Origin of the sequence: Amphritea atlantica, from assembly GCA_024397875.1 — a bacterium.
Taxonomy (GTDB): Bacteria; Pseudomonadota; Gammaproteobacteria; order Pseudomonadales; family Balneatricaceae; genus Amphritea; species Amphritea atlantica_B.
In genome coordinates this window covers 102,128-117,010 of record CP073344.1, presented here as the reverse complement: position 1 = coordinate 117,010, position 14,883 = coordinate 102,128, and the positions used below count along the sequence as shown (strand labels likewise).

Annotated in this window: 7 protein-coding genes, 2 tRNA genes and 3 rRNA genes; 4 read left to right on the top strand and 8 right to left on the bottom strand. The window is 47.9% G+C overall.

What is annotated here, in order from left to right; all coding sequences use genetic code 11:
• Window positions 1-22: 22 nt before the first annotated feature.
• The 4 genes from KDX31_00550 (at window position 23) to KDX31_00535 (ending at window position 7,301) form a co-directional block, all read left to right on the top strand.
• A complete protein-coding gene (locus KDX31_00550) occupies window positions 23-1,159 on the top strand; it encodes a methyltransferase (GenBank protein UTW03575.1) in 1,137 nt (378 codons plus the stop codon).
• A gap of 373 nt (window positions 1,160-1,532) precedes the next feature.
• Window positions 1,533-3,626, top strand: a complete 2,094-nt coding sequence (locus KDX31_00545) for a TonB-dependent receptor (protein UTW03574.1) — start codon at window positions 1,533-1,535, stop codon at window positions 3,624-3,626.
• A gap of 19 nt (window positions 3,627-3,645) precedes the next feature.
• Window positions 3,646-4,608 (top strand): hypothetical protein, encoded by a 963-nt coding sequence (locus tag KDX31_00540; protein UTW03573.1) that lies wholly within the window; start codon window positions 3,646-3,648, stop codon window positions 4,606-4,608.
• A complete protein-coding gene (locus KDX31_00535; GenBank protein UTW03572.1) occupies window positions 4,605-7,301 on the top strand; it encodes a response regulator in 2,697 nt (898 codons plus the stop codon). The genes KDX31_00540 and KDX31_00535 overlap by 4 nt, the downstream gene beginning before the upstream one ends.
• On the opposite strand, the gene KDX31_00530 is transcribed toward KDX31_00535, so the two are convergent.
• From KDX31_00530 to KDX31_00495, 8 genes are all read right to left on the bottom strand, one after another.
• Complete coding sequence (locus KDX31_00530; GenBank protein ID UTW03571.1) at window positions 7,298-7,672, bottom strand: hypothetical protein; 375 nt, start codon at window positions 7,670-7,672, stop codon at window positions 7,298-7,300. The genes KDX31_00535 and KDX31_00530 overlap by 4 nt on opposite strands.
• Before the next feature lie 7 nt (window positions 7,673-7,679).
• Entirely contained in the window at window positions 7,680-8,159 is a 480-nt protein-coding gene (locus KDX31_00525; GenBank protein ID UTW03570.1) for a DUF2489 domain-containing protein, read from the bottom strand.
• A 200-nt stretch (window positions 8,160-8,359) separates the two neighbouring features.
• A complete protein-coding gene (locus KDX31_00520) occupies window positions 8,360-9,289 on the bottom strand; it encodes an IS481 family transposase (GenBank protein ID UTW03569.1) in 930 nt (309 codons plus the stop codon).
• A 224-nt stretch (window positions 9,290-9,513) separates the two neighbouring features.
• Window positions 9,514-9,629: ribosomal RNA gene (gene rrf, locus KDX31_00515) — 5S ribosomal RNA — on the bottom strand.
• Window positions 9,630-9,796: 167 nt separating this feature from the next.
• Window positions 9,797-12,688, bottom strand: a 23S ribosomal RNA gene (locus KDX31_00510).
• Window positions 12,689-12,946: 258 nt separating this feature from the next.
• Window positions 12,947-13,022, bottom strand: a tRNA-Ala gene (locus KDX31_00505).
• Window positions 13,023-13,081: 59 nt separating this feature from the next.
• Window positions 13,082-13,158, bottom strand: a tRNA-Ile gene (locus KDX31_00500).
• A gap of 81 nt (window positions 13,159-13,239) precedes the next feature.
• Window positions 13,240-14,782: ribosomal RNA gene (locus KDX31_00495) — 16S ribosomal RNA — on the bottom strand.
• Together the 16S, 23S and 5S rRNA genes with 2 tRNA genes alongside form the textbook arrangement of a ribosomal RNA operon.
• Window positions 14,783-14,883 lie beyond the last annotated feature (101 nt).

The window sequence follows — 14,883 nt, the reverse complement described above, 5'->3', positions numbered from 1 at the left end:
CTATTCAGTTTACAGGATTACGATGGAAACCCTTGCCGTCCCTCAGGGCAATTTTGAACTGTCCCGCTTTCCTGCCCGACAACAGGAAACCCTGCGTGCCTGGGATGCAGCTGACGAATATCTGCTGAACTACCTGCAGGATGAACAGTTGCTGCACACCAACAGCCGCATCCTGATTCTGAACGATAGCTTCGGCACACTGGCCTGCGCGCTCTCCGGTTATCACACGGTTTCTGTCAGCGACTCATTTATTGCCCAGCAAGGGATGCGGCTTAACTTCAGTCAGAATCATCTTGATCCCGACGCGATAGAATTCAGGCACTCTCTGATGGATTATGGCCAAGGTGAACCTTACGATCTGGTGCTATTAAAAGTCACCAAAAGTCTGGGACAACTGGAAGATCAGTTGCATCGCATCCGCTCTTGTCTGAGCCAGAATAGTCAGATTATCGGCGCGGGAATGGTTAAGGGGATTCACACGTCAACCCTGGAGTTATTTGAAACGATTATAGGTCAGACTCAAACATCACTGGCCAGAAAAAAAGCCCGACTGATCTTCTCCCGGTTCAACCCAACACTGAATCCACCTGAAAACAGCTACCCAAAGTCATATATACTGGAAAACACTGAGTATCAGATCCTCAACCATGCCAACGTATTCTCCCGCGAAAAACTGGATATCGGTACCCGTTTTTTGATCGAACACCTGCCCGCTGATAACCGTTTTCAGCAGATAGTCGACCTTGGCTGCGGCAATGGTATTGTTGGTCTGATGGCTTCAGCAGCCAATCCAGAGGCAACCATCCACTTTGTGGATGAATCCTACATGGCTGTAGCTTCTGCTGAAAACAACTTTCACAGAGCCTTTCCTGAACGCAGCGCCACATTTAAGGTTACTGACTGTTTAAATGGCATTACACAGGACAGCTGTGACCTGATACTCAACAATCCCCCTTTTCACCAGCAGAACGCCATTGGTGATTTTATCGCCTGGCAGATGTTCAGCGAATCTAAGGCGGTGCTTAAAAAAGGCGGCGAGCTCTGGGTTATCGGCAACCGCCATCTTAACTACCACGCTAAATTGAAAAGACTTTTCGGCAACTGTTCAACCGTCGCCAGCAATAACAAATTTGTCATTCTGAAAACAGTCAAAAGGTAAACGCCCTGCCAGCAACACAGCGGGGCCGGGAAGAATTAATAGTCCTTTTATGCGGCGATATCTGCATCACTGTGCAGCAAAGGCAGAGATCAATACCCCCACTTTAAAACAGGCGTTTACTTTTTCTTGAAACATTAACCTGCATCTGAATCGACCAGTATGGTGATATCAGGTATATTCATAAGCCTTATTTTCCCTGACTTTTTCTGGCCATTTGTTTATCAGGAACAGATAAACATGACGTAGGTTCTGAGTATGCAATGGATAATCGAACATAATGGTTTTATTATCGAAGCAATATTGATGGGTGTTATTGTTATTTGGGTTGGTACACGGATCTGATCAAACCTAATTGCAGGTTAAAACCACAACCATGTCATTTATAAATATTCGCCGGACAATAAGCAGCCTGTCTGTGGCTTTCATTTTGTGTCCTCTTTCCGCATTCTGTGTAGCGCAAGACGCGCTATCTGAGCTTGATTATCTGACCGAACTTCCGGTCACATTTTCAGCAACCCGACTGCCACAAAAGCTCAGCGAAGCGCCTGCGTCTATCACTATCATTGACCGCCGAATGATTGAGGCATCCAGTGCCACAACCATCCCCGAGCTTTTCCGGCTGGTGCCGGGCATGCAATCCTATCATATAGCCACCAACGCATCGGCGGTGGCCTATCATGGTATGAGTGATAAGTTTCCCCCCAGAATGGAGGTTATGATAGATGGCCGGTCAGTCTATATTCCCCTTTTCTCTACTGTCATTTGGGAAAGCCTGCCAATCAGTATTGATGATATAGAACGGATCGAAGTGGTTCGGGGCACTAACACCGTTACCCAGGGTTCGAATGCCTTTCTGGGAGCTATTAATATTATTACCCACTCCGCTTTTTCACCCCGCGAAAACATTGTCAAATATCAGCAGGGAGAGTTTGATAATAAAACCTTTTACAGCCGATACAGCGCATTCCATGAGTTGGGCTACTACAGTCTTTCTGCAGGTATCACCGGTAACGAAGGCAACCGGTTTAGCAGTGGCAATTCAGACCCCTATTTTAACCGGCATTTTACCTTCAACACCTCGATATCTCCCACATTACTCGATACTTTCACGGTCAATCTGGGCGCTAATTCCGGCTACTCTTCTGTCGGTGATATCAAATCGACTAATGATCCGAATCTCCCAGATCCAAAGCGGCGAGAATTTGAAACCAATTATCAATATCTCAACTGGACTCGACAGTTAGGCTCTGAAAAGGAGTTACAAGTTTCCTATTCCCATAGTGAAAATATTTTTGATGCCCGTTTATTGAGAGCAGAAGAAACTGGATTAAGTTCTGATGCGCAGGCATTTTTGGATATCAATGCGCCCTTCAAAATTACTGCTGAAACTGGAAATATCGAACAGCACGACATAGAAGTTTCATATCGACAAAAGCTTAATTCACAAGCACAGTTTGTCAGCGGTCTGAATTATCGCTCGGGCAGTGCTATAAACCGCCAGATACTCGATACGACTGAATGGATAAACGAAGAAAGTGTCCGTACTTTTATAAACCTTCAATATAGCAAAGAAAACTGGATCTATAACCTGGGTCTTTCCGCTGAGAAAAGTAAACATGCAGGCAAAAGAGTCTCGCCCAGACTAGCCGCAAACTATCAACTTTCAGACTCAAGCTTTATCCGCAGCTCTTTAAGCCGGGCATTCCGCATGCCCTCCCTTCTTGAATCCAATTATCAAACAACAATCTATGCCCCAGAGGGATACCCCCTTCCAGTCTATGATTACAGTTTCACTAAAAATGAAGACCTTAGACCGGAACAAGTAGATACTTTTGATATTGGAACACATTCTAAATGGCAGCAATACAATAGCGAACTGGATCTGCGTTTGTTTTATGAAGATATCTCTGGTGGTATTAGCGAATCAGAAATATCCTCACCTCCTGAGCTAATTGCTCTATTAAAAGGGAATCCCCCCAGGACCCACATCATTTCAAACAGCGCTCAATGGCATAACAAAGGCATTGAAATGCAATATAAGTACCAGTCACAAAGCATTTACAAGCCTCTTATAATTCTAAATTATGGTTATATACAAAGCAGCGGTCGGCGTATTCTCAGTGAAGTAACAAACGAGATCGATCCCCTGAAAACCCGGAATCCTACCCATACCGCTTCGGCACTGGCAAGCGTCACCCTTCCTAATAACCTGATGCTTAGCATTAACCACTATTTCCTAAGTTCAGTGCAATGGATTGAAGCCCAACGAAATGTCGAGAAAGATCCTCCCAATTCACCTTACCACCGGACTGATCTGAAAATTTCCAAGGGATTCAGACTCTCACCTCAGAATGAGCTGAGTATTGCGCTGATTGTTCAGAACTTACTGGATAAACCCTATTCTGAGTTTTATGCTGAAAATATGTTTGAACAACGAACCTACTTACAAGCCCAGCTAAGTTTCTGACTTTCTGCCAAAACGGATTATGCTGAAAACTACACAGGAAGTAGTCACAAGAACCACTTATAACTGTCAGATCTTCTGTTTACTGATAGCTTTTTTGCTTGCCTGCGACAATGTTAAAGCCGCTGATTCGCTACTGCTGCTCAGCAGCGAAAATCCTGCCTACGAAAGTGTTGCGTCTAAAATCATCAGTCAGGGTCCGACCATCAGCATGGATACCTCCTATACCGACCACATGACTGATAATGCCAAAAACCATCTCGAATCATATCGTTTGCTCATTACTGTCGGCAGTCTGGCCACTGAATTTGCGATGAAATTCGCTCAGCAAAACAGCACGATCATTAGCACCTTTATACCCAGCCAGCGCTTCCAACAGTTATCAGAGAAATACTCCCGTGAACTCAAACAAAGAGAGATCAGCACAACAGCCATCTTTCTCGATCAACCGCTACAACGCCAGCTTAAGCTGGCAACAGAGATAAGACCACAACTGAAAAGGCTGGGGTTCACACTGGGACCTGACTCGAAGTATATATTGCCTGAACTGAAAGAGGCCGCAGCAGCAATGAACCTTAGCCTCAATTATCAGATGCTGACCCTTGAAGACAACCCTATACAGCGTATTCAGCCAATAATGGAGAGTTCGGACCTGTTTCTCGTTATTCCGGACCAAAGTACATTAAATAAAACCACGGCGAAATGGCTTTTATATATGTCTCTGCGAAACCGGGTCCCATTGCTCGCCTTCTCACAGAACTATGTTAAAGCCGGAGCGGTTGCTGCATGTATCTCCACCCCGGAAGATATAGGTCGTTATACCGCTGAACAGCTGCACTTGATTGCCAGAGGCTCTTTACCGCCCCCCTCTTTTAGCCCCTATTTTAAAGTGGTTACTAATCCGCGGATTGCAAGACAATTAAACCTGTCAATAAAAACCGCTGAACAACTCCAGCAACTAATTGTGGAGGCAGAAACCCAGTGATTAAGAACAGGAAAAACCGTTATGGGATTCGTCAACAAGTATTACTGATTGCTCTGATCCCGCTGGTCGTAATGACCCTGATCTTAGCCGGGTACTTTGTCTCAACCCGGATAGCCGACAATAAATCAGCTCTGATTGAAAGGGGTGAGACTATGTCCCGGCTGCTTGCTCAGGCTTCAGAATTTGGGCTGATCTCAGAAATGACTCATCAGCTATCGGCGCTCAGTCAGGGGCCTATACAGGAAGCCGATGTAGCCGATGTGATCTTTATCAACCGGGACAAAAGAGTTCTATATCGCTCCAGCCATTTCAAACTAACACCCGACCTGAAGCCACAGCCAAGCCGTCAGACGGACGATGCTGTCTGGCTGTTCACCACGCCGGTCACCACTCAGGGAATTATCGTTGGTGATTCCCCCGAGACGGGCTCTGCTCAGGTGGAGCGGCAGCTGCTGGGCTGGATTGTGGTCGCAATGTCGACCGCACCGATGCATAACCGTGAAAACCAGATCATTACCAATAGCCTGTTGATTTTGCTGGGAGGACTGATTGGCACATTTATTATCGCTGCACGATTCGCTGAAACGCTGACAAAGCCGATAATCAGCCTGACCGGCGTTGTCAAAAGACTTGAAGAGGGACACCTCGATGCCAGGGTTGAGATTCAGTCCTATGCTGAGCTTGGCTCTCTGGAAAAAGGGGTAAACCTTCTAGCTGAACAGGTTCAGAGTTCCAATCAGATTCTTGAGAGTCAGGTGGAAAAAGCGACTGAACGGTTACGAAAAACCCTGTATCACCTGAAAAACCAGAATATTGCCCTCCAGAAAGCACGCCAGCGAGCAGATCAGGCCAATATGGCTAAGGATCAGTTCCTTGCACGTATGAGTCATGAGCTCAGGACACCTCTGACATCGATACTAGGTTTTACCAATATGCTCAGACAAACAGATCTGAGCTTTGAGCAGCAGGAACATTGTCGGATTATCAACCAGACTTCGACCATGCTGTTATCACTCATCGATGACATACTGGATTTTGCCAAACTACAATCCGATGCAATAAAACTTGAACGAATACAGTTCAATCCTGAACAGGTGATTTTCGAAGCACTTGAGATGCAGTCCCAAAGCGCTGCCGCGAAAGGACTGGAGTTAGCCTACCAGGTCGATGAAACCGCCTATACTGATGTGTTAGGAGACCCAACCAGACTGCGTCAGATCGCAACCAACCTTATCAGCAATGCAATAAAATTCACTGACAAAGGCCAGATTCTGGTCACACTTAAAACCCTGAATGAGAGCCATGACCAAAAACAGCTGCAACTTTGCGTCAAAGATACCGGTATCGGAATTTCTGAAGAGCAACAGACACTCCTCTTCAATGCTTTTGCCCAAGCCGATTCATCAATAACACGCCGGTTTGGTGGTAGTGGCCTGGGACTTGTAATTGTACAAAAGCTGGTACAACTGATGCGGGGTAGCATTGAACTCTCCAGCACGCTACAGGCAGGTACCCAAATCTGCTGTAGCATCACGGTCAAAACTGACCATAAGCTGCTGCAGACTTCCGGGGTTACGCCACAAAAAGTCGAGCTTATTATCTTCGACAGACACACTGAGAGCCTCGAGTCTCTCAGCAATATGGCTCGCCCACTGGTATCACAGTTGTCTGCCTGTGCAACGATCCAGGATCTGGAAAAAACGCTGTCAGGTGTACAGGGACACTCAGCAGGGCTGATCTTCGGGCTGAGTGCAAATAGCGATATAGCGAATCAGCAAAAGCTAAAAATAAGCAAAATCTTCGCCTCATTTAAAGGCTATATCCTGCTGCTGACACCTGCCCTTGCCGGTAACACTGACGAATTTTCACACCTGACCGATAACCCTCAACTGACAATTAACAGTAAGCCATTACACCGGGAGACACTTAAAAAATGGCTGTGCCAGACCCCGGTAAATAACCCGCAACTGAAAACCGAACACAGTACAAGTCGACCGCTGACTGATAGAGTTATTCTGATTGCAGAAGATAATGACTTTAACCGATTACTATTGAGAAAGATTATTGAGTCTGCCGGGGGAACCGTTTTTGAAGCAAGGGACGGTGAGCAGGCCATCAAGCGAATTAATGAAATAAAGCCTGATATAGTCATAATGGATGTACATATGCCGAGAATGGACGGGATCAGAGCAACCCGTGCAGCGCGTGAACACTTTCCTGACCTTCCTATTATTGCACTGACCGCTGATGTAATTTCCAGCGAGGAGCATGCTCTACGCCAGGCAGGGGTTACCCGGATTGAATATAAACCCATCAATGACACACGGCTGATCAAACTGCTGGGAATGCTTTGCGGAAAAGAGAATCCAAAGTATAACGAAGTGACACCACAGCCAGACACACCGGTGACAAATACAAATCTGAGTAAATACAAGATAAGTAAAGAGGATCTGCACCAAGAGCTGACAACGCAGATAGAGGGGTTACAGCAGGCGTTTAAGCAGAGCAATCTAAAGAGTATACGAGACCACAGCCATCAGTTGATCGGTCTGGCCGGGCTATTCGAGCTACCGGAACTGGAAAACTGCAGCATAGAGCTGAATGATGCGGCGAAAAACGGTAATAACAGAAAAGTATGGCAGATCCTTTCCCGTCTGCAGCGCCTCATAGCGCACCAGCAATACCTTGATTAAAAATCGACTGTCAAAGGAGCATTGCGGATAAACTCCTCCAGTTCCGTTGCCATCTGTTTGATGTAGTTACGCCCTTGAAGGTCGTAGAGATAGCCATTCAAACCAGGTCTTGCGGTAACACTATCCACTTCTCCCTGATCAAACTGGTAACAACGCCGACGGAAACCTTCCAGCTCAGTATCGTGTGAGATTGGCGTATGTATGAACAGGCTCCATGCCTGCTCTGTCGTTGAACGATCGTCTATTCCCTGCATTAATGACAACACATATTCCCGGTCAGGTCGATAGGTCGGCGCTCGCCCAAATAACAACCCCACAACCAGCAACATAAGTACAAAAAGGCTAACCAGAAAAACAACGACAAACTCCATCTACACCTCAATGATAGCGATTGAAATCCTGAACCAGTAAACACTTTGCAGCGCTGGTAACCTGATCACTATAGTCAGTCTCAAATCTATCCATCTGTGCTATATATTCAAGCTTCTCAGGCCCTCTGAGCTTTTTCCAGGCCTCCATACGTGGAATATGCTTACTCTGTTCATAGACCTCATTAAAGACGTTATAAGCTTCTGACTGAGCCAGTTGCGGGTCTAAATTATCCAACAACACTTTACACCTGATGCTAGCCTCAGTGAGTGGTATCTCCCCACTTAGTATAGCCCTACCAATCACCTGCAGACTCTCAATAATATGCAGACGATGCTGTCTGACTTCTGCTGCTATTTTCTGCAGTTTGAGCTCAGCGTTAATCCGCTTCTGTTTCTGCAGCCGAACCAGACGCAGGATATAAATCCCAAGACCTGTCACGATAAGCAGATTTGCCACAATCAAGATATACAGCGTTGTTTCAGACATAAAGTACCTTCGATAAAGAGCAGAGGCTAGATCACGGTTGCGTCACCCTAGCAGTGGTAAAACGTGGTGACGCCACTTGCCAGATAAAAACATTAATTTTACAACGATTATAACATGCGACAACGAAGCCTTTAAAACAGCCTCACCGCCGAGGGTGCCGTAAATGGGTAGGAGCTGCATCCTGCAGCGAAGGCGCTTTTCTAGCTGTAGATTTCAGATACGTTGTTCACAAGTAACCGGCTTATAGGTGGTTGCTTGTTTAAACTACCATGTGGTCTGACAAGGTTATACCACTTCAGATAACAGGATAGTTTCGCATTTCGCTGAGCAGAATTGTTATACAGTTTACCGTAAGACCACTCCCGAATCAGCGTCTGTATAAAACGTTCCGCTTTACCGTTTGTCTGAGGGCGATAGGGGCGCGTATTCATGGGGCGTGCACCGATCGTTTTGACGGCATTTCTAAAGGCTCTGCTGGTGTAGCACTTACCATTATCCGTCAGCACCCGTTTTACCTTCACGTCCATTGCTTTCAGTATTTTGAGGGTGTTTTCAAAGAACCTGACAGCATCCTTAGCAGATTGCCTTGGGTGAACTTCTGCATGGCTCCATCGAGTATAATCATCGATACAGATATGCACGTATTCCCAGCCAGCACCTTTGGTCATCACTTTACGGACGCCTGTCTTGCGGTGGCCTGGCTGACTGAAACGTGCGACACGCTTGATATCGAAGTGAATTAGCCCTCCTGGCTCATCGTATTCATAACGACGGACTGGCTCTGTCTTTTTCAGCAGGTGACCACACATGCGATGGGCAACAACACAGACAGTCGACAGCGGCATCTTGAGTGTGGCAGCAATATCTGTTTGTGACCAGCCACCCAGGGCCAGCGCTTTTATCGCTTGCTCTTGCCAATAAAGCGTTCGCGATGCGATGCGTTTAGGTCGACTTTTGCGATCTCGAAGTCCATTGAGACCTTCTTGATGATAGCGCCTGATCCAGCGATAGATTAGGCTTTTAGATACCTCGAAAAAGCCAGCCAGTTCGGAGACAGACACATCTTCTTCAAGATGTTTTTTGACAATTAAAACTCGACTATGGAGGCTAGATTTTGCATTCTTGTGCATGGTTGTTCACTCCTCTGTTTAAAGGGCTATTGATTTCGCAACCAACAGCTTCCAATACAACCGAGTTGTGAACAACCTCTCTGAATTTCACATCTAGCCACTAGCAGGCGCGTAGCGCCGTTCCAGCAAGCGACGCAGTCGCGTCTAGCCACGTCTTTGTTAACGCGCCTTAAACGAAAAAAGCCCCGATCATTCGCATGATCGGGGCTGTTTCGTAATTAGGTGCTTGGCGATGACCTACTCTCGCATGGAGAAGCTCCACACTACCATCGGCGCTAAGACGTTTCACTTCCGAGTTCGGTAAGGGATCGGGTGGTTCCATCTCGCTATTGTCGCCAAGCAAAACTGGTTGCTCTAACGATTTGAACTAAAGCGTTTGCTTATCTGTTCAAAGCGTCATTCGAATCCTGTAATCGGAGAGTTATGTACAAACTCTAATCCGTGGCTGTTTTATTCAGCCGCAATGTATCTTAATCTATCAGCTAACCCAAACGCTTTTGGCGTTATATGGTCAAGCCTCACGAGCAATTAGTACTGGTTAGCTCAACGCCTCACAACGCTTACACACCCAGCCTATCAACGTCCTGGTCTTGAACGGCTCTTCAGGGGGCTCAAGGCCCCAGTGAGATCTCATCTTGAAGGGGGCTTCCCGCTTAGATGCTTTCAGCGGTTATCCTGTCCGAACATAGCTACCGGGCAATGCCATTGGCATGACAACCCGAACACCAGAGGTTCGTTCACTCCGGTCCTCTCGTACTAGGAGCAACTCTTCTCAAATCTCAAACGTCCACGGCAGATAGGGACCGAACTGTCTCACGACGTTCTAAACCCAGCTCGCGTACCACTTTAAATGGCGAACAGCCATACCCTTGGGACCGGCTTCAGCCCCAGGATGTGATGAGCCGACATCGAGGTGCCAAACACCGCCGTCGATGTGAACTCTTGGGCGGTATCAGCCTGTTATCCCCGGAGTACCTTTTATCCGTTGAGCGATGGCCCTTCCATACAGAACCACCGGATCACTAAGACCTACTTTCGTACCTGCTCGACGTGTCTGTCTCGCAGTCAAGCGCGCTTATGCCTTTATACTCGATGCATGATTTCCGACCATGCTGAGCGCACCTTCGTACTCCTCCGTTACTCTTTGGGAGGAGACCGCCCCAGTCAAACTACCCACCACACAATGTCCTCGATCCCGATAAGGGACCTGAGTTAGAACCTCAATAGTACCAGGCTGGTATTTCAAGATTGGCTCCATCTGAACTGGCGTCCAGATTTCAAAGCCTCCCAGCTATCCTACACAAGTAATATCAAAGTCCACTGCGAAGCTATAGTAAAGGTTCACGGGGTCTTTCCGTCTAGCCGCGGATATACGGCATCTTAACCGCAATTTCAATTTCACTGAGTCTCGGGTGGAGACAGTGTGGCCATCGTTACGCCATTCGTGCAGGTCGGAACTTACCCGACAAGGAATTTCGCTACCTTAGGACCGTTATAGTTACGGCCGCCGTTTACTTGGGCTTCGATCAAGAGCTTCGCCGAAGCTAACCCCATCAATTAACCTTCAAGCACCGGGCAGGCGTCACACCCTATACGTCCACTTTCGTGTTTGCAGAGTGCTGTGTTTTTAATAAACAGTCGCAGCCACCTAGTATCTTCGACCAGCGCCAGCTTAGGGAGCAAGTCCCATCACCAGCACCGGCGTACCTTCTCCCGAAGTTACGGTACCATTTTGCCTAGTTCCTTCACCCGAGTTCTCTCAAGCGCCTTGGTATTCTCTACCTGACCACCTGTGTCGGTTTGGGGTACGATTTCTTGTTATCTGAAGCTTAGAAGTTTTTCCTGGAAGCATAGCATCAACCACTTCACCCAAAAGAGGGCTCGTCATCAATTCTCAGTCTAGAAGGACCCGGATTTTCCTAAGTCCTAAACCTACAACCTTAAACACGGACAACCAACGCCGTGCTGGCCTAGCTTTCTCCGTCACTCCATCGCAATAACAAGAAGTACAGGAATATTAACCTGTTTCCCATCGACTACGCTCTTCAGCCTCGCCTTAGGGGTCGACTCACCCTACCCTGATTAGCATTGGATAGGAACCCTTGGTCTTCCGGCGGGGAAGTTTTTCACTCCCCTTATCGTTACTCATGTCAGCATTCGCACTTCTGATACCTCCAGGATGCCTTACAGCTTTCCCTTCAACGGCTTACAGAACGCTCCTCTACCACGCTGTAAACAGCGTCCGTAGCTTCGGTGTATGGTTTGAGCCCCGTTATATCTTCCGCGCAGGCCGACTCGACTAGTGAGCTATTACGCTTTCTTTAAAGGGTGGCTGCTTCTAAGCCAACCTCCTAGCTGTCTAAGCCTTCCCACATCGTTTCCCACTTAACCATAACTTTGGGACCTTAGCTGACGGTCTGGGTTGTTTCCCTTTTCACGACGGACGTTAGCACCCGCCGTGTGTCTCCCGTGATTGCACTCATTGGTATTCGGAGTTTGCATCGGGTTGGTAAGTCGGGATGACCCCCTAGCCGAAACAGTGCTCTACCCCCAATGGTGAGACACGAGGCGCTACCTAAATAGCTTTCGAGGAGAACCAGCTATCTCCGAGCTTGATTAGCCTTTCACTCCGATCCACAGGTCATCCGCTAACTTTTCAACGGTAGTCGGTTCGGTCCTCCAGTTGATGTTACTCAACCTTCAACCTGCCCATGGATAGATCGCTCGGTTTCGGGTCTAATCCTAGCAACTGCACGCCCTATTAAGACTCGGTTTCCCTACGGCTCCCCTATACGGTTAACCTTGCTACTAAAATTAAGTCGCTGACCCATTATACAAAAGGTACGCAGTCACGGTCTCAAGGACCGCTCCCACTGCTTGTACGTACACGGTTTCAGGTTCTATTTCACTCCCCTCACAGGGGTTCTTTTCGCCTTTCCCTCACGGTACTGGTTCACTATCGGTCAGTCAGGAGTATTTAGCCTTGGAGGATGGTCCCCCCATATTCAGACAGGATATCACGTGTCCCGTCCTACTCGATTTCACTACTAAAACGCTTTCGCATACGGGGCTATCACCCACTATGGCCACACTTTCCAGAGTGTTTTGCTAACGTTAAAGTAGCTTAAGGGCTGGTCCCCGTTCGCTCGCCGCTACTAGGGGAATCTCGGTTGATTTCTTTTCCTCCGGGTACTTAGATGTTTCAGTTCCCCGGGTTCGCCTCTCAAAAGCTATGTATTCACTTAAGAGATACCCAGCTTATACTGGGTGGGTTTCCCCATTCGGAAATGTCCGGGTCAAAGTCTGTTTACCGACTCACCGAACCTTATCGCAGGTTACCACGTCCTTCATCGCCTCTGACTGCCAAGGCATCCACCGTGCACGCTTAGTCACTTGACCATATAACCCAAAAGGGTCTGTCAAAGTCACTGATAAAACTTCTTTGTCATCTTAAAGATGACGCTGAAATAACGATACATTTACGCCGGATTAGCGCTTGTACATTTTTCTCGTTTTGTTACAGGATTCAATTGTTAAAGAGCGTATAAAGCTAAAAGCTTTAAAAGATAAACATCAGCAGATGTTTATTTTTTAAGACTTTCAGACGAGCAATCAGATAATTTATCAGCCATATTTTGTGTCAATCAAGGCGCAAAATGGTGGAGCTATGCGGGATCGAACCGCAGACCTCCTGCGTGCAAAGCAGGCGCTCTCCCAGCTGAGCTATAGCCCCAGATGAGCGACTATCTTCAGTTCTAACTAACCACCACTCAAGCTTTTCGCCCGGGAAAGTGGTAGGCCTGAGTGGACTTGAACCACCGACCTCACCCTTATCAGGGGTGCGCTCTAACCAGCTGAGCTACAAGCCTTCAATCGGTCAGAACCAATATGCTCTCTTTATCAGTGATCAGATAATTCGTGTGAACGCTTGCTAAGAATCCGCTATCGTTTAAGGAGGTGATCCAGCCCCAGGTTCCCCTAGGGCTACCTTGTTACGACTTCACCCCAGTCATGAACCACACCGTGGTAACCGCCCTCCCGAAGGTTAAGCTAGCTACTTCTGGTGCAATCCACTCCCATGGTGTGACGGGCGGTGTGTACAAGGCCCGGGAACGTATTCACCGCGACATTCTGATTCGCGATTACTAGCGATTCCGACTTCATGGAGTCGAGTTGCAGACTCCAATCCGGACTACGACCGGTTTTCTGAGATTTGCTCACCCTCGCGGGGTTGCGGCCCTCTGTACCGGCCATTGTAGCACGTGTGTAGCCCTACTCGTAAGGGCCATGATGACTTGACGTCGTCCCCACCTTCCTCCGGTTTGTCACCGGCAGTCTCCTTAGAGTTCCCACCATTACGTGCTGGCAAATAAGGACAAGGGTTGCGCTCGTTACGGGACTTAACCCAACATTTCACAACACGAGCTGACGACAGCCATGCAGCACCTGTCACAGAGTTCCCGAAGGCACTAAGCTATCTCTAGCGAATTCTCTGGATTTCAAGAGTAGGTAAGGTTCTTCGCGTTGCGTCGAATTAAACCACATGCTCCACCGCTTGTGCGGGCCCCCGTCAATTCATTTGAGTTTTAACCTTGCGGCCGTACTCCCCAGGCGGTCTACTTAGTGCGTTAGCTGCGCCACTAAAGAATCAAGTTCCCCAACGGCTAGTAGACATCGTTTACGGCGTGGACTACCAGGGTATCTAATCCTGTTTGCTCCCCACGCTTTCGCACCTCAGCGTCAGTATCAGACCAGGTGGTCGCCTTCGCCACTGATGTTCCTTCCTATATCTACGCATTTCACCGCTACACAGGAAATTCCACCACCCTCTTCTGTACTCTAGTTTGCCAGTATCAGGTGCAGTTCCCAGGTTGAGCCCGGGGCTTTCACATCTGACTTAACAAACCGCCTACGCGCGCTTTACGCCCAGTAATTCCGATTAACGCTCGGACCCTCCGTATTACCGCGGCTGCTGGCACGGAGTTAGCCGGTCCTTCTTCTGCAGTTAACGTCACAGCTATAGCGTATTAAGCTACAACCTTTCCTCACTGCTGAAAGTGCTTTACAACCCTAAGGCCTTCTTCACACACGCGGCATGGCTGCATCAGGCTTTCGCCCATTGTGCAATATTCCCCACTGCTGCCTCCCGTAGGAGTCTGGGCCGTGTCTCAGTCCCAGTGTGGCTGATCATCCTCTCAGACCAGCTACGGATCGTCGCCTTGGTGAGCCATTACCTCACCAACAAGCTAATCCGACGCAGACTCATCTGATAGCGCAAGGCCCGAAGGTCCCCTGCTTTCCCCCGTAGGGCGTATGCGGTATTAATCCAAATTTCTCTGGGCTATCCCCCACTACCAGGCAGATTTCTACGCGTTACTCACCCGTCCGCCGCTCGTCAGCAAAGTAGCAAGCTACTCTCTGTTACCGCTCGACTTGCATGTGTTAAGCCTGCCGCCAGCGTTCAATCTGAGCCATGATCAAACTCTTCAGTTTAAATCAAGAATGCCGGAAAAAGGCATTCGGTAAATCTAGCTCAAAGCATTAAACAACTTGCATAAAAACATTTGCATGAATTCACTTATGTGTCGCTTACT

Bases quoted from the DNA above. Each gene is read 5' to 3' on its own strand.
- KDX31_00550 (UTW03575.1), top strand. From the start codon at position 23: ATGGAAACCCTTGCCGTCCCTCAGGGCAATTTTGAACTGTCCCGCTTT.
- KDX31_00545 (UTW03574.1), top strand. From the start codon at position 1,533: ATGTCATTTATAAATATTCGCCGGACAATAAGCAGCCTGTCTGTGGCT.
- KDX31_00540 (UTW03573.1), top strand. From the start codon at position 3,646: ATGCTGAAAACTACACAGGAAGTAGTCACAAGAACCACTTATAACTGT.
- KDX31_00530 (UTW03571.1), bottom strand. From the start codon at position 7,672: ATGGAGTTTGTCGTTGTTTTTCTGGTTAGCCTTTTTGTACTTATGTTG.
- KDX31_00525 (UTW03570.1), bottom strand. From the start codon at position 8,159: ATGTCTGAAACAACGCTGTATATCTTGATTGTGGCAAATCTGCTTATC.
- KDX31_00520 (UTW03569.1), bottom strand. From the start codon at position 9,289: ATGCACAAGAATGCAAAATCTAGCCTCCATAGTCGAGTTTTAATTGTC.